The 23,257-nt window shown below is 51.6% G+C and carries 16 protein-coding genes and 2 pseudogenes; 4 read left to right on the top strand and 14 right to left on the bottom strand.

Annotated features, from left to right (window positions below; translation table 11 throughout):
* Positions 1-106 precede the first annotated feature (106 nt).
* Positions 107-976 (top strand): MDR efflux pump AcrAB transcriptional activator RobA, encoded by an 870-nt coding sequence (robA, locus tag O1Q98_RS14275; protein ID WP_125260722.1) that lies wholly within the window; start codon positions 107-109, stop codon positions 974-976.
* Here robA and gpmB read toward each other — a convergent pair.
* Positions 973-1,623 (bottom strand): 2,3-diphosphoglycerate-dependent phosphoglycerate mutase GpmB, encoded by a 651-nt coding sequence (gene gpmB / locus O1Q98_RS14270; RefSeq protein WP_125260723.1) that lies wholly within the window; start codon positions 1,621-1,623, stop codon positions 973-975. The genes robA and gpmB overlap by 4 nt on opposite strands.
* A gap of 51 nt (positions 1,624-1,674) precedes the next feature.
* Here gpmB and yjjX point away from each other — a divergent pair, with 51 nt between their 5' ends.
* Entirely contained in the window at positions 1,675-2,214 is a 540-nt protein-coding gene (yjjX, locus tag O1Q98_RS14265) for an inosine/xanthosine triphosphatase (protein ID WP_125260724.1), read from the top strand.
* Positions 2,215-2,236: 22 nt separating this feature from the next.
* Here yjjX and trpR read toward each other — a convergent pair whose 3' ends face one another.
* Positions 2,237-2,587, bottom strand: a complete 351-nt coding sequence (gene trpR, locus O1Q98_RS14260; protein ID WP_125260725.1) for a trp operon repressor — start codon at positions 2,585-2,587, stop codon at positions 2,237-2,239.
* A gap of 305 nt (positions 2,588-2,892) precedes the next feature.
* The gene (gene sltY, locus O1Q98_RS14255; RefSeq protein WP_164513034.1) at positions 2,893-4,812 is read right to left on the bottom strand and encodes a murein transglycosylase; all 1,920 of its coding nucleotides are present in this window, start codon (positions 4,810-4,812) and stop codon (positions 2,893-2,895) included.
* Positions 4,813-5,289: 477 nt separating this feature from the next.
* Here sltY and ettA point away from each other — a divergent pair, with 477 nt between their 5' ends.
* Complete coding sequence (gene ettA / locus O1Q98_RS14250) at positions 5,290-6,954, top strand: energy-dependent translational throttle protein EttA (RefSeq protein WP_125260726.1); 1,665 nt, start codon at positions 5,290-5,292, stop codon at positions 6,952-6,954.
* A 178-nt stretch (positions 6,955-7,132) separates the two neighbouring features.
* Here ettA and O1Q98_RS14245 read toward each other — a convergent pair whose 3' ends face one another.
* The 3 genes from O1Q98_RS14245 to rpiA all read right to left on the bottom strand — a co-directional run bounded on the left by O1Q98_RS14245 (position 7,133) and on the right by rpiA (position 11,787).
* Complete coding sequence (locus O1Q98_RS14245) at positions 7,133-8,836, bottom strand: methyl-accepting chemotaxis protein (protein WP_125260727.1); 1,704 nt, start codon at positions 8,834-8,836, stop codon at positions 7,133-7,135.
* A gap of 734 nt (positions 8,837-9,570) precedes the next feature.
* Positions 9,571-10,803, bottom strand: coding sequence for a phosphoglycerate dehydrogenase (gene serA, locus O1Q98_RS14240; protein WP_125260728.1), 1,233 nt, complete (start codon positions 10,801-10,803; stop codon positions 9,571-9,573).
* A gap of 309 nt (positions 10,804-11,112) precedes the next feature.
* Complete coding sequence (gene rpiA, locus O1Q98_RS14235) at positions 11,113-11,787, bottom strand: ribose-5-phosphate isomerase RpiA (protein WP_125260729.1); 675 nt, start codon at positions 11,785-11,787, stop codon at positions 11,113-11,115.
* Positions 11,788-11,990: 203 nt separating this feature from the next.
* Here rpiA and O1Q98_RS14230 point away from each other — a divergent pair, with 203 nt between their 5' ends.
* Complete coding sequence (locus O1Q98_RS14230; RefSeq protein WP_125260730.1) at positions 11,991-12,884, top strand: LysR family transcriptional regulator ArgP; 894 nt, start codon at positions 11,991-11,993, stop codon at positions 12,882-12,884.
* 36 nt (positions 12,885-12,920) lie between these two features.
* Here O1Q98_RS14230 and O1Q98_RS14225 read toward each other — a convergent pair whose 3' ends face one another.
* From O1Q98_RS14225 to tsgA, 8 genes and pseudogenes are all read right to left on the bottom strand, one after another.
* Positions 12,921-13,649, bottom strand: coding sequence for an oxidative stress defense protein (locus tag O1Q98_RS14225; protein ID WP_125260731.1), 729 nt, complete (start codon positions 13,647-13,649; stop codon positions 12,921-12,923).
* A 140-nt stretch (positions 13,650-13,789) separates the two neighbouring features.
* Positions 13,790-14,626 carry an IclR family transcriptional regulator gene (locus O1Q98_RS14220; protein WP_125260822.1) on the bottom strand — a complete coding sequence of 279 codons (837 nt, stop codon included), beginning with the start codon at positions 14,624-14,626 and terminating at the stop codon, positions 13,790-13,792.
* A gap of 114 nt (positions 14,627-14,740) precedes the next feature.
* Positions 14,741-15,626: pseudogene (gene mscS / locus O1Q98_RS14215) on the bottom strand (small-conductance mechanosensitive channel MscS).
* A 97-nt stretch (positions 15,627-15,723) separates the two neighbouring features.
* Positions 15,724-16,801: pseudogene (fbaA, locus tag O1Q98_RS14210) on the bottom strand (class II fructose-bisphosphate aldolase).
* Positions 16,802-17,103: 302 nt separating this feature from the next.
* Complete coding sequence (pgk, locus tag O1Q98_RS14205) at positions 17,104-18,267, bottom strand: phosphoglycerate kinase (RefSeq protein WP_125260734.1); 1,164 nt, start codon at positions 18,265-18,267, stop codon at positions 17,104-17,106.
* Positions 18,268-18,334: 67 nt separating this feature from the next.
* A complete protein-coding gene (epd, locus tag O1Q98_RS14200) occupies positions 18,335-19,351 on the bottom strand; it encodes an erythrose-4-phosphate dehydrogenase (RefSeq protein WP_125260735.1) in 1,017 nt (338 codons plus the stop codon).
* A 355-nt stretch (positions 19,352-19,706) separates the two neighbouring features.
* Entirely contained in the window at positions 19,707-21,701 is a 1,995-nt protein-coding gene (tkt, locus tag O1Q98_RS14195; RefSeq protein WP_125260736.1) for a transketolase, read from the bottom strand.
* A 210-nt stretch (positions 21,702-21,911) separates the two neighbouring features.
* Complete coding sequence (gene tsgA, locus O1Q98_RS14190) at positions 21,912-23,102, bottom strand: MFS transporter TsgA (RefSeq protein WP_125260737.1); 1,191 nt, start codon at positions 23,100-23,102, stop codon at positions 21,912-21,914.
* Between the last annotated feature and the right edge of the window lie 155 nt (positions 23,103-23,257).

Genomic DNA, 23,257 nt, shown 5'->3' with positions numbered 1-23,257 from the left:
TTTGCTCGTCAGGCACAAAAATCTTGTGTAAGTGCGTACGAGAAAAAATTGCTATGATGCCTGATCTTACACGCTTAACGCTCAGTGTATTTTATGAGGACGATCTATGGATCAAGCCAGTATCATACGTGACCTGCTTAACTGGCTGGAAGGTCATCTTGACCAACCGTTATCACTGGATAATGTTGCAGCCAAGGCCGGTTACTCTAAGTGGCACTTACAGAGAATGTTCAAGGAAGTAACAGGGCATGCTATAGGTTCATACATTCGCGCACGTCGCCTCACGAAAGCGGCTGTCGCCCTGTGTCTCACCAGCCGCCCTATTCTCGACATCGCCTTACAATACCGTTTCGATTCTCAGCAAACGTTCACTCGGGCGTTTAAAAAACAGTTTGCTCAAACACCGGCCTCATATCGGCGCGCTGACGACTGGAATACGTTTGGCATTCACCCACCGATTCGGCTCGGCGCATTTACCATGCCACAGCCTGAGTTCATCCGCCTTCCAGAAACACAACTCGTGGGCCTGACGCAAAGCTACACCTGTAACCTTGAGCAAATTACCTGTTTTAGAACTGAAATTCGTATTCACTTTTGGCGGCAGTATCTGGGAGAAGCGAAACATGTGCCGCCGGTACTTTATGGCTTGCACCATTCTCGCCCAAGTAAAGAGAAAGACGATGAACACGAAGTGCTATATACCACGGCATTAGAACCCCACCATGTGCCCGATGGAGTTCATCCTGGTGAACCGGTGATGTTGCCGGGCGGAGAATACGCCATGTTTATCTATGAAGGCCCGCCCGATAACTTGCAGGATTTCATCATCACGCTCTATGACACTTGTCTGCCAACCTATAAGTTGACTCGCCGACAGGGGTTTGACATCGAGCGCTATCACCCACCGGGTGACAAAGAGGAAATAGAGCCCCCGAAAATTATTCGGTGTGAGTACCTTATTCCTGTCCAGCGCTAACGTTGCACTTCATCCAAGGCTGGAGCGTCAAGATGAGCGACGTCTCCGGCAGTTTCCACCACCCATCCCGGCGCAAGCCAGGGACTTTGCTGGTAATCCACACGAGAGAGTGAACAGTTACGCAGGCGCAATCGACGTTCGGCAAAAGCAGGTAATCCCAACAGCGTGCTTAACAGGCAACCTAACGCGATACCATGGCTAACCAACAATGGCCGGCTGCCTTGCGGTAAAGCCAGGCACTTATCTAATACCCGATGCATCCTTAGCGCCAGTTCCGACATCGACTCGCCTTCAGGCACGCGACCATCCCGAGTACCATCAAGCAGCGTCTTACGCCATCCTTCCTCTTCAGGGCTAAGGGAGTCAATCAAGCGCTCCTCCAATATTCCCATATTCAATTCACGCAAGTCCGGCTCCAGAATCACTGTGCACTCACCGCACGCCTGGGCAATGATGTCAGCAGTATGGCGTGTTCTGCCAAGATCGCTGGTAAAAATATGGGTAATCCCCAATTTTTTCACTCTTTCCGCCACACGTCGTGCCTGAGCCTCTCCTGCCAGCGTCAATGCACTGTCTGATTGTCCCTGAATACGGCGCGCTACGTTCCATTCAGTTTCACCATGACGAACAAGATATACCTGTAACATACTCTTTTTCCGTTATACTGCGTCAAACTCACTGCAAGGTAGGGAAGCATTATGTACCACGTTGTCGCATCTACGACCAACCCGGCCAAAATTCGCGCCATCACTTTAGCATTTGCTGATGTCTTTGGTGCAGATAATTGCCGTATAGAAGGGGTTGATGTAGATAGTGGAGTACCTAGTCAGCCACAGGGGTCGGTTGAAACCCGCACCGGTGCCAGGAATCGTGTAATGAGAGCGCGCCAGGTGCGCCCGGAAGCTGATTTCTGGGTTGGCGTAGAAGCAGGGATTGAAGAGAGTATGACCTTTGCCTGGATGGTGATTGAAAACGCCACGATTCGCGGCGAGTCGCGCTCCGCAAGCCTGGTACTACCTGACAGCATTCTGCAAGGCATTAGTGCAGGCAGAGAGCTTGGCGATGAAATGGCGCGATTAACCGGTATTCAGGATATTAAACGTCAGGGCGGGGCAATCGGTGTCTTCACCGATGGCAAATTATCCAGAACCAGTGTGTATTATCAGGCGCTGTTATTGGCTCTGGTGCCATTCCATAACCCGGTTTATCAACACCCGATACTCACGCCCGGCGCATGACCACCATACTGTTGGCAAGCACTCACGACTCTTTCTGCGAAGAAGGTTCATGCTCTGGTAACAATTGCGCTTCCAGCCACGTTTTTAATCTGGGCGGTGCGGATTTAAGGCCGTTAGAGCCTCGTGTAATCGTTGCAATTCCGGCCCCCAGCTCGTTTTTCAGCTCTCGCTGACTCATTTTGCCGCGCATCAGCTCCTGAATAATTCTCACCCGAGTTCCTAAAGCCGCACGCTCATCAGGGGTTAACAATAGCTGTAACAGTGGCTGTTCCACACCTTCGGCTACCGCCAGTTGCAGCAACGCCACAAAAGATTGCCAGTCTTTATCATTGTATTCGGGAGAGTTAACATCAAGGGAAGCAAATGGTGTCATAATGGCATGCCATACTATTAAACTAGTACAGTAGGATAGCATACTATTTCAGACGAAAAAAAGCACAATGACTAGAATATTTCTCTACATACCAGCAAACGACAGTGTAATAACCGGCCTTCAGCGCCTGTAGGTAAAAGCTGTTCAACCGTCTTGTACTCTTTTTTGTACAATTTTTCTCCCAACAGCCTGCTCCAGACACCGCCAGCCGAACATAACACACTGGGAGCAAGCGGAGCTCAATGGCATGAAACAGGCTGCGAAAGCCATTCTTTCCCCGCTTTCGCAACCCAGAGGCAATGGCGTCAGTAGTGTCGTTGCCACTCATTATCAGTAAACAGACTGGTTGGCTTCTGCATCAAACTACGGTAGAAAACATCATATGCCAGCACGTTCTTAACATAGGCCCGGGTTTCAGCAAATGGAATGCTCTCAACGAACGCGACAGCATCCAGGCGGCCACTGCTGTCTTTCAACCAATTGCTGACACGGGAAGGCCCGGCATTATATGCAGCTGACGCCAGCACCCGATTTTGCCCAAACAACTGATACACATAGTCTAAATAACGGGTGCCCAATTGGATATTGATGAGCGGATCTAACAGCTGATTACTGCTTGTATAGTTGGCAATATTAAACATCTCTGCTGTATGTTGGGCTGTTGCCGGCATTAACTGCATTAACCCTGATGCGCCAACGCTTGAGCGCGCCTGAGGGTTCCAGGCACTCTCCTGACGCGCAATCGCCATCGCATAGCTTTGGCTCACGCCCATCCCTTGCGTTGCCTGGCGGAACACGTCTTCCCATGCCAGTGGAAAACGTTCTGGCAAGTTATCCCATAACCTGGCAACGATAGTGGCCTGTACGCTGAGATCATACCAATGTTGCTCAAGGGCAAACCGTGCCAGCGCTTCTTGCTGTGGTTTATCACGGCTGGCGACCAACGCCCCCCATTCCGAGCGAGCCAGGCTTTCCAGCCCCCAAAACATAAGCTCTTTTACACGAGCAATCTCAGCTAACTGGCCAAGAGAAGGATCGGGTTTGGCTGCAATAATCGTGGTTAGCGGATAATTCACATTTAATTTCTGTGCGGCCGCCATCGGATAAAAACCTCGGATCTGCATCAAATCACGCAGTTGACTCTCCCCTTCGGCTTTTTGCCCTTTTTCTATCATCAAGACAGCGGCCCAATAACGCCATTCCTCTTTCTGCCGGGCCTGTGCTGGCAAACGAGCTAACCATTGCGAAAACCCGCTTCTGTCTCCCTGAGCCAGCGCCATACGTACACGACGTTCCAGTAACGGTACGGATGTACTGCGCTGAATAACCGCATCACGCCACTCAGCCTGAGCCTGAGTGACGTCATTTCCAATAAAGCGCCCGGCAACGTCATCTTCCATGCTCTGACGCTCCTGAGGGCCCACTTTTTGTAAACGCACCAATTGCGGCAACAGCGCTTGCGCCCCCTCTGGGTCCTGACGCGCCAGACGGCTAAACGCAGATAACATCACTTTGCGTGTAAAATCGGTTGGGCCTACGCTACGGGCAAAGCGCTCAATGGCTTTGGGATTGCTTTGTAACTTCAGTAATGCATCGGTGATGGTTTTATAATCTGCCGGTAACTGTTTAGATAAATGGCTGACCAGGCCAGCATTACCGGCCTCCATTGCAAGCCTCATGCGCTCTAAAATCAGCAATGCGGTTAATCCACCTTGCTGCTGCCAGGCAGAAAATAACGGGTCACAAGACGCAGGCAAAGCGCTGCCAACCAGCCAGATGTCTTGGGTTTGTTCCCACACGCCCTGCGGCTGGCCTGTCATCACCTTCGCATATAAGTAGTTGCAACGAGAAGCAACGGCTTTGGGTTGCTCCGGGCTGAAGGCCAGCACCCCTGACCAATCCTGACGGCGCGCCAGCTCATTAATAAAACTGTTGTTCAGTGTGCGAACCGAAGGAAGCGTCGGATGTGCCGCCATAAACTGTTTGACTTGCGCGACAGTCAGCGTCGACAAATCCTGCGTTAATGCCCGATATTCCAGATAGGGGTAAAGCGGGTAGTTGAGTAGCGTTGGCATAAGCTGGGACACCACATCCATCTGGTTCGCATCCCACGCGGTCTTTACCTGCTGATAACGCTGGCGCTGTTCATTGAGCGAATCCGCCAATACCTGGCTTGATGCCCCAATAAGACACAGTGCGACGGCCACATATCGCCAATACCTCATGCTGAACATCTCTCTGCTGCCCTCATTCATGATTATTTCCGCCAACGCCGCCGAGATAAATGTATTTAATATCTCTCAGCCCTTAAACCATCAGGCAGGTTGCTACCGCGCGGCGTTTACCTGACAGAACCGATGTCAAATTGACCGTCAGTTTGGCATATCCTGCTGGGCAACGATACGCCCCGGCGGGCTGAAGACAGAACAAAATATTGAGATTTATCGCGGCAAGACCATGTTGCCCGCAGTTTCAACCAACCGCACACCATCGATTGCATTACCGCTGGAACACACCTCGCAGACTCGTTAACGCAATAACGGGATAGCTGGGATCATTTGGCGAAAACAGCTAAACTCCGTCAACAGTAAATCCCCTTTGCTGGCAGCGTACAACGCGCTTTCAGCAACATGCCCCTATAAGCGCCATGCTTTAATGGCATCACGCTAAACTGAACGAATAGAAAAGAGGCTCAGAGCAACGTGGCTCAATACGTTTACACCATGCACCGCGTCGGCAAAGTGGTTCCGCCGAAACGACATATCCTGAAAAATATCTCCCTTAGCTTTTTCCCTGGCGCCAAAATCGGTGTACTGGGGCTAAATGGCGCAGGTAAATCAACCCTGCTGCGTATTATGGCCGGGATTGATACAGACATTGAAGGTGAGGCTCGACCACAGCCTGGGATTAAAATCGGCTATCTGCCGCAAGAGCCCCAACTGAATCTGGAGCACACCGTCCGCGAAGCGATTGAAGAGGCGGTATCTGAAGTAAAACGCGCGTTGACCCGCCTTGACGAAGTGTACGCCGCTTACGCCGATCCCGATGCCGATTTCGATAAATTGGCTAAAGAGCAAGGTGAACTTGAAGCCATCATTCAGGCTCATGATGGCCACAATCTCGATAACCAGCTTGAACGTGCTGCGGATGCACTGCGTTTGCCTGCGTGGGAAGCCAAAATTGCCAACCTCTCCGGGGGTGAGCGCCGCCGCGTTGCCATCTGCCGCCTGTTGCTGGAAAAACCCGACATGCTGCTGCTGGACGAGCCAACCAACCACCTGGATGCAGAGTCGGTTGCCTGGCTGGAGCGATTCCTGCATGACTACGAAGGCACGGTTGTTGCCATTACGCATGACCGCTACTTCCTGGATAATGTGGCAGGCTGGATTCTGGAACTCGACCGTGGCGAGGGTATTCCGTGGGAAGGGAACTACTCTTCCTGGCTGGAGCAGAAAGATCAGCGGCTGGCTCAAGAAGCGTCAACAGAAGCGGCACGCCGCAAATCCATTGAGAAAGAACTGGAATGGGTACGCCAGAACCCTAAAGGCCGTCAGGCAAAAGGGAAGGCTCGTCTGGCCCGCTTTGATGAGCTCAATAGCGTTGAATACCAAAAACGTAATGAAACCAGCGAATTGTTTATTCCACCAGGCCCACGCCTCGGCGATAAAGTGCTGGAAGTGCAAAATCTGGCTAAATCCTATGGCGACCGAATGCTGATTGACGGCCTGTCGTTCTCCATTCCTAAAGGCGCGATTGTCGGTATCATCGGCCCTAACGGTGCAGGTAAATCAACCCTGTTCCGTATGTTATCAGGTCAGGAACACCCGGATTCCGGCACTATCGAGTTAGGTGAAACAGTACAGCTTGCCTCGGTAGACCAGTTCAGGGATAAGATGGACGGCAGTAAAACCGTGTGGGAAGAGGTTTCAGGTGGGCAGGATATTATGCGCATCGGTAACTTCGAGCTTCCCAGCCGCGCTTATGTTGGTCGTTTTAACTTCAAAGGGGTTGACCAAGGCAAACGTATTGGCGAGCTATCGGGTGGTGAGCGTGGCCGAGTGCATCTGGCAAAACTGCTGCAAGTCGGTGGCAACATGCTACTGCTTGATGAACCGACTAACGACCTTGATATCGAAACACTGCGCGCGCTGGAAAACGCCCTGCTCGAGTTCCCTGGCTGTGCCATGGTTATCTCCCATGACCGCTGGTTCCTGGATCGTATCGCCACGCATATCATCGACTATCAGGATGAGGGTAAGGTCGAATTCTTCGAGGGTAACTTCACCGAATACGAAGAGTACAAGAAGCGTACGCTCGGTGCCGAAGCACTAGAGCCTCATCGCATCAAGTATAAAAAGATGGCATAAGCGTTAGCGTTACACCGAAAAGGACAACCGTCGGGCTTCTCAGGCCTGACGGAAAAACGCCCGGCTCTCAGAGAACAATAGAGAGTTCAATAGATAGCAAAGCGCCCGTCATAAAGACGGGCGCTTTTTTCATTATTTTTTCATGCCTGTCATTGACTCATGCATGAGAGACAGAATATCAAAACGTTTCCCAATTCTGTTCGCTACTCCTGCTGCCGCTTCTGGCGCTTATAGCGGCGACAGGTTGCGAGGGCGCTCGGTGAGAGGATAACACCGCTCGCGCAGGTGCCTGCTCCTGATGACGACTCAGTTTAAACACCGCCACTGCCTGCGTCAGCCTTTCCGCCTGAGATTCCAGCGATTGCGCTGCCGCAGAAGCCTGCTGAACTAACGCCGCATTCTGCTGAGTCGTTCCCTCCATTTCCAGCACAGCCTGATTGACCTGGCCAATTCCCCGGCTTTGCTCATCAGATGCAGAAGCAATTTCGCCCATGATATCCGTCACGCTCACCACGGCCTTCACAATCTCTTCCATGGTCATACCTGCCTTGGCGACCAAATCAGACCCCGTCTCGACCAATCGCCCCGACTCGCCGATTAACGATTCAATCTCTTTTGCCGCCTGAGCACTACGCTGCGCCAGACTACGCACTTCCCCGGCCACCACTGCAAAGCCACGGCCTTGCTCACCGGCACGTGCGGCCTCAACAGCAGCATTCAAAGCCAGAATATTGGTCTGGAATGCAATGCTGTTGATAACGCTGGTAATTTCAGAAATTTTCTTCGAACTGGAGGAAATCTCACTCATCGTATTAACCACATCCTGTACGATGCTTCCCCCCTGCTCGGCTTTGCTGGACGCGTTACGCGCCAATTGGCTGGCATGGTTAGCGTTATCGGAGTTTTGTTTCACCGTCGAAGTCAACTCTTCCATGCTGGCAGCCGTTTGCTCAAGCGCAGCAGCCTGCTGTTCCGTACGTGAAGAAAGATCGACGTTGCCTGCACTGATTTCAGATGCCCCCTGATAAATGGAGTCAGCACCTTCACGCACCACCGTTACCGTGTTAGTCAGCGATAACTGCATCTGTTGGAGGTTTTCACCCAAAATACCGATCTCATTACGACCCAGATTTTCAGCCGGATGCGTCAAATCCCCTTGAGCGATACGTTGAATGCGCGTCATCAATACATTAATCGGCACCAGAATCGCTTTACGGACAACCAGATAGGTCAACACCGCCAGCAAAATGGCCAGTGCAAACGAAATCCCCATCAGGATATTGCCCAACTGCGAGTTTGCCGCCGCCTGGGAATTAATACTGTTGGCGTGATCCGTCAGATACTTCACTTCCTTACGTACCTGAATAGCATAGTTAGTGTCTAACTGGCGGCCGAGCGTAGTTTCTATTTCGATGGTGCTTTCAAATTCACCGTTACGAACAAAGCCAACCATCGGCATCATCACCTTATCGCGATACGCCACGTAGTTTGCCGTTAGCTCGGCATCCAGCGCTTTTTCCTCATCTGATTTATCCGTACGGGACATATAATCATCAAAGCGTTTCTGCGAGCTTTTGATACGATCCACGCCTTCATTAAAGGATTTACTGTACGCATCCTGATCGCCAATACGTGACGCTGCCACAGCCTGCACTAATAGCTGACGGGAAACACGGAAGTTATCCATACTGCTGCTGATGCCGGCACGAATATCCGATACCAGATTCGCTCTTTCCAGCGATACATTACTCTGTTTAAGAAAATAACTCGCTGTACCAATCGAGATCGCAAACAGCACCAGAATAATAGTGAGCAATGTAATAAAGAGCGTCACAAGACGAATGTTGTTTATCGAAGAAATAGTCCCTTTTTGGTTTACCATTCTGATTTCTCACTTTCACCACGAGATGCTAATCACTTCCGCTGCCATCAGCAGCGAAAGCACGTATACCTGTAACACTTCACGCCCCCCTGATGTGGCTTCCGCTGGCCTGCCTGATGGCATACCCCATCTGACTGACGGCGGCCGCCGCATTTGGGTAACGAGAATGAATGTCATATAAAGTAGCGCTGCCACATACAGCATTTCCTGAGAAAACGTGACGGTAACGACGCCACGACCGGTTATCGAATGCGTCACAAAACACGTCAACCAGGAAAAACGAAACAATATTTCAATTTAATTATTTTGTCGTTTCTTTAAAAAAGAAAAGCGGTTATAACTTTATCATGCACGGTGGATGAGTGGACAGTACAAATCATCCGGTTCCTTGTGTGCGATCTCATTCTGAGAATTAAAATAATGTAATTGCCTAAAATTATCGTAACCGTTGTCATAAAACATTGTGCGGCAGCACTAAATTCGCTGATTGTGCGCGTAAATAGCGGCTCACTGACGGCAGGCAAAAAAAGTAAAAAAATACGCCTAAAGTGCGTCGTTCATACCCTTATCGTAAGCAAGTGGTTGATGATAATAAGATATGTATGTCTTCAATGCGCAGTGATAAGAGGGCGTGTATTCGGTTATATTCGCCATATTGCAAACAATAAAAAGCCAGCCGTTATCAGGCTGGCTTTTTGCTGCGCCCCGCTACGGGGGCAGCACATCACTGACGCTTAATAGAGCAAGCGGGCGCGAATAGTACCAGGAATGGACTTCATCAGCTGTAATGCGGTGTCTGCGCCATCCGTTTCTACATCGATTACCACGTAGCCGATTTCCGGGCTGGTTTGCAGATACTGCGCGGCAATGTTAATGCCCTGTTCTGCAAAGATATGGTTAATCTGCGTCATGATACCCGGTCGATTTTCATGGATATGCAACAGACGGCTAGCCCGATCGCCATGCGCAGGTAATGAAACTTCAGGGAAGTTAACCGCTGACAAGGTGGAACCATTGTCCGAATATTTCGCCAGTTTTCCGGCGACTTCATCACCGATGTTGACCTGCGCTTCTTCCGTCGAACCACCGATATGTGGCGTCAGGATGACGTTATCGAATTCACACAACGGTGACAGGAACGGGTCTGCGTTGGTGGCAGGCTCTTGTGGGAACACATCAATCGCTGCGCCAGACAGGTGCTTGCTGGTCAATGCGTCGCTCAGGGCCGGGATATCCACTACAGTACCACGGGAGGCGTTGATAAGAATGGCACCCGGCTTCATCAGCGCCAGTTCATTAGCGCCAATCATATTTTGCGTACTGTCGGTTTCCGGCACATGCAGACTGACAACATCGCTCATGTTCAGCAAATCAGACAGATGGCGTACCTGCTGGGCATTACCTAATGGCAATTTGCTTTCAATATCATAGAAATAGACATACATCCCCAGGCTTTCGGCCAGAATGCCTAATTGTGTACCTATATGCCCATAACCGATGATCCCAAGCTTTTTGCCACGCGCTTCGAAACAACCTACGGCTTGTTTATGCCACACGCCGCGATGAGCTTTGGCGTTAGCAGCCGGCACACCGCGCAACAGCAACAGCAGTTCGCCTATCACCAACTCGGCAACGGAACGGGTATTGGAAAAAGGTGCGTTGAAAACCGGGATACCACGCTTGGTCGCTGCGGCTAAATCAACCTGGTTCGTACCAATGCAGAAACACCCGACGGCAACCAGCTTCTCTGCGGCAGCGAAAATTTCTTCTGTAAGATGAGTACGCGAACGAATCCCCACAAAATGCGCATCACGAATCGATGCTTTTAGCGCTTCCGTGTCCAGCGCGCCTTTGTGATATTCAATATTGGTGTAACCCGCTGCGCGCAGATTTTCCAGCGCGTTCGGGTGAACCCCTTCCAGCAACAGGAACTTAATCTTGTCTTTTTCCAGTGATACCTTTGCCATTTCCCGACCTTATTTTCAGACTTCAGATGCGACGGTTCAAAAACCAGTCTGTGCAAACATAACAAAAAATACGCACTCGGCAATACAAACGATTGCCTGCCTATCTTCCGGTAATGCCTCGTAGTAACCGTTTCACGGCAAAAAATACTGCCAACCCTTCAGTGAACCACACAGGAATGATACGAAATAAGAAAAGCTAATATTAAGTACCAAAATTGAGCCGTTATGAAAAGCCAGATTTTTTAGATAAAAAAATCCGGCGGCTGTGTTCAGCGGCCGGATGGGTGTGCGTCACGGGCTGTGACGAGATTAACCTGCGCGTGACTTCAGTCGGACGGTTTTCACGCCATCAGCCGTTCCAACCAGCGCCACATCAGCGCCGCGATTTGCAAACAACCCGACGGTAACAACCCCCGCAATGCCGTTAATTCGGTCTTCCATTGCAGCAGCATGCGACAAATCCATATCATGGACATCCAGAATAATATTGCCGTTATCGGTCAACACCCCTTCGCGATAAACGGGCCGTCCACCGAGTATTGTCAACTCGCGAGCAACAGACGCACGCGCCATGGGAATCACCTCTACCGGTAATGGGAAACGCCCCAATACCTCGACTTGCTTGGAAGCGTCCACAATGCAGATAAACTGGCGGGCTATCGAGGCAACAATTTTTTCACGCGTTAATGCAGCGCCACCGCCCTTAATCATCTGCATCTGAGGGTTTATCTCATCTGCGCCATCAACGTAGACATCCAGCACATCCACATCGTTACAGTCAAAAACCGGAATACCCAGGCTTTTTAGTTTCGCGGTAGAGGCATCCGAGCTGGAAACCGCCCCCTCGATTTGATGTTTGATAGAACCCAGCGCGTCAATAAAATGCGCGGCGGTAGACCCCGTACCAACGCCAACAATAGTGCCGGGGCGAACAAAATCGAGTGCAGCCCAGCCAACGGCTTTTTTCAGTTCATCCTGCGTCATAGTGTGTTTATGCCTGTGGGAAAATAGCGACGAAAACGTGTGCGTAGTTATAAAACATGGCTGCGGTAAAAGGGGGCTTTTGTCGCTGGCGGTAAGCGGTATTTAGGTATAAATACGCCAAATGATGTGATTTTTTCGGCGATGCCTCACAAAAATGTGGCATATTGCCAAAATGGTTTTTACGCAAAGGAATACTCATCTCCATGAAACGCCCGGACTATCGCACGCTTCAGGCGCTGGACGCCGTGATCCGTGAGCGCGGCTTTGAACGCGCGGCACAAAAACTTTGTATTACTCAGTCCGCCGTCTCTCAGCGTATAAAACAGCTGGAGAACCTGTTCGGCCAGCCGCTGTTGGTAAGAACCATTCCGCCACGCCCGACCGAGCAAGGCCAGAAACTGTTGGCGCTGTTACATCAAGTGGAATTGCTGGAAGAAGAGTGGCTGGGGAATGAAAACAGCAGTGAGACGCCGCTGTTGCTGTCGCTGGCCGTCAACGCCGACAGCCTCGCGACCTGGCTGCTACCTGCGCTACAGCCGGTACTGGTCGATTCGCCTATCCGACTGAATTTACAGGTTGAAGATGAAACCCGCACTCAGGAACGCCTGCGCCGTGGCGAAGTGGTCGGTGCGGTGAGTATTCAGCCACAGCCGTTACCGAGTTGTCTGGTTGATAAACTGGGCGCGCTCGACTACCTGTTCGTCGCCTCACCGGATTTTGCCAACCGCTATTTCCCGAACGGCGTAACGCGTTCAGCCTTGTTGCGCGCGCCAGCCGTCGCGTTCGACCACCTTGACGACATGCATCAGGCATTTTTACAGCAGAATTTTGACTTACCGCCGGGCAGTGTTCCTTGCCATATCGTCAATTCATCAGAGGCATTTGTGCAACTTGCACGTCAGGGCACTACCTGTTGCATGATTCCACATTTGCAAATCGAAAAAGAACTCGCGAATGGTGAGCTCATCGACCTGACGCCGGGGTTATTCCAGCGCCGGATGCTGTATTGGCACCGTTTCGCCCCGGAAAGCAGAATGATGCGACAGGTAACGGACGCGCTGCTCAGTCACGGGCGTCAGGTGCTGCGTCAATCCTAAGGCTGGCGCCCCGCGAGTGGGGCACCGTCCGCACGATCAGGGCGTGCGCTGTAATTCAAATACCACATCAACCTGATCATCGAAATGGATAGCCTGTTGCTCATAGGTTTGCGAAACCTCTACCGGTGCAGCCCTGTCTGCGGCTTTAAACATACGCGCAACCGGTGTTGGCTGATAATTAGCAACATGATAGCGAATGCTATAAATCGGCCCTAAAGCCGTATTGAACCCGGCAGCCAGCGATTGCGCCTGCTGCGTTGCCTGCTCTATCGCTTTTTTCCGCGCCTGTTCACGATACACCTCTGGATGAGAAACCCCGAGTTCTACCGTATGGATTTCATTCAGGCCGGTTTTTAACGCGCCATCAAGCAATTCATTCAGTTTATCCAGTTGGCGCACCGTCACTTCAACCTGACGCACGGCGCGATAGCCTTTCAGCACCGAGCTGCCATTCTTCAAATAGTCATATTCAGGCTGCGTGCGTAAATTAGCGGCATTGATGTCTTTTTTATCAATCCCGCTCTTGTCCAGAAAGGTGAAGTATTGGGCAACCCGCTCATCCACCTGTTTTTTCGCATCGGCAGCCTCCTTGGACGAAACACTCACTTCAATCGCCAGCCGCGCAATATCCGGCATCGCCTCAACGCTGGCTGCGCCAGACGTCACCACATGCGGCCCGTTAGGTAACTCATAGCCCGCCAGCGCGGATGCACAGCCGAACCCCAGCCCTATCAGGGCTGCTCGTACCCAAACATTCAGCTTCACGTTATCCCCTTTGAATTTGGTTGAGAGATAAAGCCTAACCAAGTCAGGCTATTCTCAATATAGGCAAATATCCGAGAATACCTACCCCAAAGGGTCAGAATCGTAGCAACAGCATGCTGCCGTCGCCCGGCATAGACTCGTCAAAGCGAAGGAATAAACCCTAATTCACGCGAGATATGCTGTGCCGTTTCACGCAAAGGCGTAACCAACGCAGCCATGCCGATTTGCTGTAAACGCGCCATCGACAATGAAATAGAAACGGCATACGCCACCCGTTGCTGAATATCAAACACCGGAGCGGAAACACAAGACACCCCAAGCTCATTTTCTTCGCGATCCATCGCCAGGCCATGGTGACGAATCTCCGCCAGTTCCTGCTCCATTCTGTCGAGCTCAATGATGGTGTTTGCCGTCAGTGGGCGAATCAAATGATGATGGGTTTGCCAATATTCGCCAGGATAATCTTCTGCGCCATAGGCCATGAAGATCTTCCCCATCGCAGAGCTGTGTAATGGCATATGCTGACCGATATACGCGCGCGTGCGCATCATTCCTGTCGTCGGCTCCAGCTTATAAATCAAAATGGCATGGTCATCTTCGCGGGTTGAAAAATTTACTGTCTCCCCCACGTTCAAATTCAACGCTTCCAGATGCGGTGCCGCAACATGCAGGACATTGAGTGACGATAACGCCTTTTGCCCCACGGCAATAAATTTGGTGGTCAGGCGATAACTGCCGGGTTGCTGGGCAGGGGTGACATATCCACATCCGGCCAGCCCCTGTAATAAACGGTGAACGGTACTTTTATTCATGCAAGCGAGCTCGGCAATCCGTGCCAGCGGGCACCCGTTTGGGTAATCGCTTAAAATTTCGATCAGTTGCAAACCACGAAATAAACTTTGACTACCCAGCGGTTTTCCCGCTTTCCCCTCTTCATCCTTGCTCTGTTCATTTATCACGTCTGATTTTCCTCTCATCGCATCAGTCAGAACATCCAACTCAGACTGATGAAACATCATGAAACAGCGTTTTATTTGATGCAACAGGAGAAACCACCCTGCACGTGCAACAGGGTGGACATCAATCACGCATTATCGTGTGGGTGCATTCGATGAGCCGGACTGTGCAGAAGGGGTGGCATGATGTAAATGCACATCCATTTGCGGATAAGGAATGCCGATACGGTGTTGATCCAACGCCCGTTTAAAGTTTTCCAGCAGATCCCAATACACCGTCGTCGCATCACCGTTTGTTGTCCAAACTCTGACAATAAAGTTCAGCGAAGAGGCACCCATTTCGTTGAGCCGGATAATCACATCTTTCTCATGCTGAATGCGCTTATCTGCCGCTACGATATCACCCAACACTTTTTTTACCACATCGATATCAGCATCATAGGCTACGCTAACGACAATCTCAGTGCGTCGATCGGGCTCACGGGAACTGTTGATAATATTACCGGCGATAATTTTACCATTTGGCACTACAATAATTTTCCCATCCGCCGTGCGAAGCGTGGTAGAAAAAATCTGAATCTGGATAACCGTCCCGCTAATTCCGCCGAGATCGACAAACTCCCCAATGCGAAATGGCCGAAACACCACCAGCAATACACCGGCAGCGAAGTTAGATAATGACCCTTGTAGCGCTAAACCGACGGCCAAACCCGCCGCACCCAGTACGGCCAATAATTGATGCCGTCTGCACGCCAACCCGGCTCAATGCGGCAATCAGAGTAAAGGCAATGACACCATAACGCACCAGAGCCGAGAGAAAATCAGCGACGGTTGCATCAATGCCTCGCCCCGTCATCAGGCGGTTAAGCGTGTTGCCCACCACACGAGCAGCCACCATTCCAGCGAACAAAATCATTAATGACGCAATCATGTTGACCGCGTATTGCAGTAACACATGCTGGTTATCTACCAGCCAGGTGTGTAAACGGCCCATACTTTCAGTGACATTCAACTCTTCCATTATTCACTCCCGTTGGGTTGTTTGATACGCAGATAAAATTAAGGCTCCCGCAGGAGCCTTAGTCAAATTATCAGGTCGATAATGATTTGGTCGGTACTTAGAGTACGTCGATAGCGTTCAGTTCTTTAAACGCCTGTTCCAGACGGGCTACCATGCTTGCCTGACCGGCACGCAGCCAGACACGCGGGTCATAGTATTTTTTGTTCGGCGTTGTCGTCACCTTCCGGGTTGCCCAACTGACCTTGCAGATAGCCTTCATTTTTCTTGTAGTAATTCAGGATACCTTCCCAGGTTGCCCACTGGGTATCGGTATCGATGTTCATTTTCACCACACCGTAGCTAACGGCTTCGGCGATTTCTTCTGCAGAGGAACCCGAACCACCGTGGAATACGAAGTCCAGGCTGTTGTGCGGCAGGTTGAATTTCTCAGACACATATTCCTGAGAGTTGCGCAGAATTTTTGGCGTCAGTTGTACGTTACCCGGCTTGTAAACACCGTGTACGTTGCCGAAAGAAGCGGCAATAGTGAAACGCGGGCTAATGGCGCTCAGTTTTTCATAAGCGTACGCCACGTCTTCCGGCTGAGTATACAGCGCAGAGTTATCCAGATGGCTGTTGTCTACGCCATCTTCCTCACCACCGGTGCAACCCAGTTCGATTTCCAGCGTCATGCCAAGTTTAGCCATACGTGCCAGATACTTACTGCAAATCTCGATATTCTCTTCCAGCGACTCTTCAGACAAGTCGATCATGTGAGAAGAGAACAGCGGTTTACCGGTCGCGGCAAAGTGTTTTTCACCGGCATCCAGCAAGCCATCGAGCCACGGCAACAGTTTTTTCGCGCAATGGTCAGTGTGCAGAATAACAGGCACACCATAGTGTTCAGCCATCTGGTGGACATGATGAGCACCGGAAATCGCACCCAGAATTGCCGCCTGCTGACCTTCAGCTTTCAGGCCTTTACCTGCGGTAAAAACAGCGCCGCCGTTGGAGAACTGAACAATAACCGGCGCGCGCACTTTGGCTGCGGCTTCTAAGACAGCGTTAACAGAGTCAGTACCGACGCAGTTAACAGCGGGCAGTGCAAAGCGGTTTTCTTTGGCAACTGCGAAAACTTTCTGAACATCATCACCAGTGATGACACCAGGTTTTACGAAATCAAAGATTTTAGACATGTCACGTGTCCTGTTTCGTTGGCCGTGGAGGGTTAGAGATCTGTCTGTTACTTACAATGCATGAAGACCATGACAATCATTGACGCTGGGGCAATGCTTATCACGGCAACAATGATTGTTGTAACAGCCACTGCACATGCGGTGACGGTTACAACAACCACTGCAAAACCACCGCAGCCTGTCGCGCATGGCGCTAACAGGTGCGGCGTTGCGTCATTGGTGCCTGACGCCTGCTACCTGACGATGCATCAGGTAACAGTACGTGGGCGATATCTATATCACCCACGTTTGCAGCCGTGTCGTTACTGACGAGCGCGCTCTTCCAGCATCACCACAGCAGGCAGTTTTTTACCTTCCACGAACTCCAGGAAAGCGCCGCCGCCGGTAGAAATATAGGAGATCTTGTCGGCAATGCCGAACAGGTCGATTGCCGCCAGTGTGTCACCGCCGCCCGCGATAGAGAACGCATCGCTGTTAGCGATCGCTTGAGCAATGATTTCAGTGCCTTTGCGGAAATTCGGGAACTCAAACACGCCAACCGGGCCATTCCACAAAATGGTTTTCGCATTTTTCAGGATGTCAGCCAGACGCTCTGCAGAGACATCGCCCAGATCCAGAATCTGCTCGTCATCTTTAATCGCAGTGACAGATTTCAGGGTCGCCGGTGCGGTTTCAGAGAACTCAGTTGCTACGCGCACGTCGCTCGGAACCGGAATATCACAGGTTTCCAGCAGTTTTTTCGCTTCAGGAATCAGTTCAGCTTCATACAGCGATTTGCCCACGTTGTGGCCTTGTGCGGCAACAAACGTGTTGGCGATACCACCACCGACAATCAGCTGATCAGCGATTTTAGACAGAGAATCCAGCACCGTCAGTTTTGTAGATACTTTTGAACCACCGACGATGGCGACCATCGGGCGAGCCGGGTTGCCCAATGCTTTGCCCAACGCTTCCAGCTCGTCAGACAACAGCGGGCCGGCACAGGCGATCGGCGCGAATTTACCCACACCGTGAGTAGAAGCCTGCGCGCGGTGAGCCGTGCCGAATGCGTCCATCACAAATACGTCGCACAGTGCGGCATATTTTTTAGACAACACTTCATCGTCTTTCTTCTCGCCTTTGTTAAAGCGCACGTTTTCCAGCACAACCAGTTCGCCTTCCGCGACCTCAACGCCGTCCAGGTAATCTTTAGCCAGACGAACCGGCGAAGACAGACGCTCTTTCAGGTAGTTCACCACGGGCAACAGAGAAAACTCTTCGTTGTATTCGCCTTCCGTCGGGCGACCCAGATGAGACGTGACCATCACACGGGCACCCTGTTTCAGGGCGATTTCAATGGTCGGCAGGGAAGCGCGGATACGCGCATCAGACGTCACTTTGCCATCTTTAACCGGCACGTTCAGATCCGCACGGATCAGCACGCGTTTACCAGCCAGATCCAAGTCGGTCATCTTAATTACAGCCATGGTGAACCCTCTTGTTGATTCTCTTTAAAGTTGCTTGAGTGAGGCGACAGTTACCTGCCGCCGACTATCAGAAACCGCAGGCTGCCATTGCCCGAGTTGTATCCAACATGCGGTTGGCAAAGCCCCATTCATTATCACACCAGACCAGCGTTTTGATCAGATGCCCGCCGCTGACCCGGGTTTGTGTTCCATCGACAATCGCACTGTGCGGATCGTGATTGAAATCCACGGAAACCAGCGGCAAATCGGTATAGTCAACTATACCACGAAATGTATTCTGCGCTGACTGGCGAAAAAGCGTATTGATTTCACTTACGTTTACCGCATTTTTCACACTGACGCTCAAATCAATCGCCGTGACGTTAATCGTGGGCACTCGCACCGAAATCGCTTCAAACCTGTCCTCGAATTTCGGAAAAAAACGGGTGATCCCCACAGCAAGCTTGGTATCCACCGGAATGATCGACTGACTGGCGGCGCGTGTGCGCCGAAGATCATGATGATACGCATCGATCACCGGCTGATCGTTCATCGACGCATGGATCGTCGTCACAGTACCGCTCTCGATGCCATACGCATCGTCCAGCAGTTTAATAATCGGAATAATACAGTTGGTGGTGCAGGAGGCGTTCGACACCAGGCGATGGGCAGGGAGCAGGTCGAGATGGTTAACGCCATAGACGATAGTGGCATCCAACTCCGGCGCGCCCGGATGGGAGAATAACACCTTCTTCGCCCCAGCGGCCAAATGAGCCTCACCCTCAGCGCGGCTGCCATACACGCCACTACAGTCCAATACGATATCCACCCCGAGCTCGCGCCACGGCAAGCCGTGAATGTCTGGCTCATGCAATAAACGGATGGTGTCATCACCGACAGACAGGCGATCGCACTCCTGGCGCACATCCCACGAAAAACGACCGTGGCTGCTATCGTACTTGAGCAGATGGGCAATCCCTTCGGCATTGGCCAGTTCATTAATCGCCACCACCGTGATTTCGGCGCGCCGCCCGGATTCATACAAAGCACGCAGCACGCTGCGACCAATACGACCAAAACCGTTTATCGCAATACGGATCGTCATGAAATTCCCTGTGTAGTGATAAAGACACCGCGCATCATAGAATAATCAGTCCATCGTCAGGAATAAACCGCTTATTACACGTACTTTTATGCCGGGCCAAACACCACTGAAACGACACGCTGAATGCTGTCACACCAACAACTGAAACGCTTCAGCTAGAATAAACGAATTGCACAGTAAAAGAAATATGGCCGCAGCGTGGATGTGAGAAGGGTGATCAGCGTCAAAAAATTACCGCACACTTTGCCGTGCGTAATGCATACAGATGCTGACTATCGCGACTAAGGACACGCGATAAGGGCAATAAAAAGGCCGGGAGATCCCGGCCTGATGAAGGTTCAAACCCGTGCTGGATTTATTTCAGCAATGCTTTGGCTTTTGCCACCACGTTATCGGTGGTGAAACCAAAGATTTCAAACAGTTTTTCCGCCGGTGCGGATTCGCCAAAGCCTTCCATACCGACAATCGCGCCATTCAGGCCAACGTATTTGTACCAGTAATCAGCAATACCGGCCTCAATGGCAACACGCGCACTGACCGCCGCAGGCAACACCGCCTCACGGTAAGCTTTATCCTGTTTATCAAACGCATCGGTAGACGGCATAGACACCACACGAGCCTTAATGCCGTCAGCCGTCAGTTGCTGCCAGGCAGCCACCGCCAGTTCCACTTCAGAACCGGTAGCAATAAGAATCAGCTGCGGCTGGCCGTCGCTGTCTTTGAGCACGTAGGCCCCTTTCGCCACATCCGCCAGTTGCTGCGCGCTACGATCCTGCTGTGCCAGATTCTGACGAGAGAGAATCAGCGCCGTCGGGCCGTCTTTACGTTCAATGGCATATTTCCAGGCTACGGCGGTTTCTACCTGATCCGCCGGACGCCAGGTGCTCATGTTCGGCGTGACGCGCAGGCTTGCCAGTTGCTCAACCGGTTGATGGGTCGGGCCATCTTCGCCAAGACCAATCGAGTCATGGGTGTAAACATAGATACTGCGCACTTTCATCAGCGCCGCCATACGCACCGCATTACGGGCATATTCAACGAACATCAGGAACGTCGCGGTATAAGGAACAAAACCACCGTGCAGCGAGATACCGTTGGCAATCGCCGTCATGCCAAATTCACGGACACCGTAGTGAATGTAGTTGCCTGCGGCATCTTCATTCACGGCTTTGGAACCAGACCAAATCGTCAGGTTGCTCGGTGCAAGGTCAGCAGACCCACCCAGGAACTCCGGCAGCAATTTGCCATAGGCTTCCAGCGCATTCTGCGAAGCTTTACGGCTGGCGATTTTGGCCGGATTGGCCTGTAGCTGCTCGATGAACTGAGTGGATTCTTCCTGCCAGTTAATCGGCAATTCGCCGCTCACGCGACGGCTGAACTCAGCGGCAAGCTCTGGATAAGCGCTGGCGTAAGCGTTAAACGCCTGCTGCCAGGCCGCTTCTTTGCTCTGCCCTGCTTCGCGGGCATCCCAGGCGGCATAGATATCAGCCGGGATGTCAAACGGGCCGTATTTCCAGCCCAACTGTTCACGCGTGGCGGCCACTTCAGCATCGCCCAACGGCGCACCGTGGGAGTCATGCGTGCCCGCTTTATTCGGTGAACCGAAGCCAATGGTGGTTTTACACAACAGCAGTGACGGCTTATCGCTTACACTTTTCGCTTCTTCGATAGCACGTTGAATCGACGCCGCATCGTGGCCATCAACGCCACGCACCACATGCCAGCCGTAAGATTCAAAACGCGCCGCCGTATCATCGGTGAACCACCCTTCGATATGGCCGTCGATGGAGATGCCGTTATCATCATAAAACGCGATCAGTTTACCCAGCTTCAGGGTGCCTGCCAGTGAACACGCTTCATGAGAAATCCCCTCCATCATGCAGCCATCACCTAGGAAAACGTAGGTGTGATGGTCAACGATGTCATGGCCCGGGCGGTTAAACTGCGCGGCCAGCGTACGCTCGGCAATCGCCATACCGACCGCATTGGCAATGCCCTGCCCAAGCGGGCCGGTGGTGGTTTCCACGCCCGCAGTGTAGCCCACTTCCGGGTGGCCCGGCGTTTTGGAGTGCAACTGGCGGAAATTTTTCAGCTCGTCAATCGGCAGGTCATAACCGGTCAGGTGCAGCAGGCTGTAAATCAGCATCGATGCATGACCATTCGACAGCACAAAGCGGTCGCGGTTGGCCCAGTTTGGGTTAGCCGGGTTATGGTTCAGATGGTCGCGCCATAATACTTCCGCGATATCCGCCATACCCATTGGTGCGCCAGGATGACCGGATTTGGCCTTCTGCACGCCATCCATACTCAACGCACGGATAGCATTGGCAAGTTCTTTACGAGAGGACATGCTTTACTCCAGATCGGATTGAACAATCACCTTTCGAACATAAAACATATTAATCAATACGTTAGCTCAAAACGGCAAAGAAAGGATACTGCCAAATGTACATGAAAAACGGCTTGATTGCACATGGAACAACAAGCGGCGCACCGAAGTGCGCCGCTTGTCAAATATAGCGATGAATCCTCCGCAGAAAGGCCTGCGGCCATCAGCGAATTAATGCGTGGCGCTTTCATGGCCATGCAGACGATGGCGAGTCACCAGCCCCAGCAACAGACACATCACAAACACGACAAAATACAACCCGTTAGCGGTAACTAACGCGGCATGAACGCCAAGGTGTTGAACGATGGGGCCCGTCACAATAAAGGTCAACATGGTGCCCACCGTGCCGCAGGTCAGAATAAAATTCACCAGTTTCGGAGACGGCACCTTTGTTTGCTGTGAACCCAGCGTAATCAGGGTGGTGTAAATCGCGCTGGAAATAAAACCCAGGCCAAAAATGAAATATTTCAGCAAATCCGGTTGCCCGGCGCTGACAAACAGGTACATCGCCCCGGTCGCCAGCAGCGCCAGCACCGTAACCACACGCTGCAAATCAAAGAATTTCAGCACCACGCTAAACACCCACATGCCAATCATGTAAGACGTCCAGAAGCTACTGACCAGCGCCCCTGCATCACCAATATTCATATTGAAGGTTTTGGTGACATATTCCGGCACCCACTGAATAAAGGCTAACTGGCCGAGGATGTAGCACAATGCCGCCACCGACAGGAACAGCACCCCCGTTCCCCACTTTTCCTGCACCACATTCTGTTGTACATCCGCTTTTTTTGCGCCGATTTCAGGAAAATCAGACCACAGCGTCAATACCAGAATCACGACATAGAGCAGGCCAATGCACGCATAAATCCAGTACCAACCGAAATGACGCGACAGCAGTGCGGCGGCGACAATCGGGAAAATAGTCCCGGCCATGCTGAAAAAAGAGTCGGTAAACAGCAGGCGAGCACCGCGCTGGCGGCCAACGTAGAGCTGGGTTATCAGGAATGTCCCTATCGACATGGTAATACCGCTGACCACGCCAAGCACAAACATGCAGGCCGAGAACACCGCCAGCGATTTTCCGACAAACAGCCCGATAACGGAGAGCACAATCAGAATAAAGCCGAAGATCAGCTGTTTTTTCAGCGCAAACACGTCCATCAGCCAGACGTTCAGGAAAATAGATAACAAAATACCGGTGTTAAGAAACGTAAAGGTATTACTCATATCCGCAATCGGGACGTTGAAATACTGTGCGATATCGCCCATCACCATGCCGGTGACAATAACCAGCGCACCCGTCAACGCATACGAGAAGCAGCTGGTAAAAAATAGCCGCTGACGATTAAGATCAGACATATTTCCTTCCTGTCATAAGAAACATAAAAAGCGCAGCCCGCAATGAGCACGCGCCATAAACCCCACAATCGGATTGCCTCTGCCGCTTCCGCTGTCACGGCTTTGGGACTCAGCCATACACGTCGATTTTCAACGATTACGCACGTTTTTCAACC

Source organism: Dickeya lacustris, from assembly GCF_029635795.1.
GTDB lineage: Bacteria > Pseudomonadota > Gammaproteobacteria > Enterobacterales > Enterobacteriaceae > Dickeya > Dickeya lacustris.
Note: the sequence above shows the minus strand (reverse complement) of the source record. Positions and strands in the feature narration are given on the sequence as shown.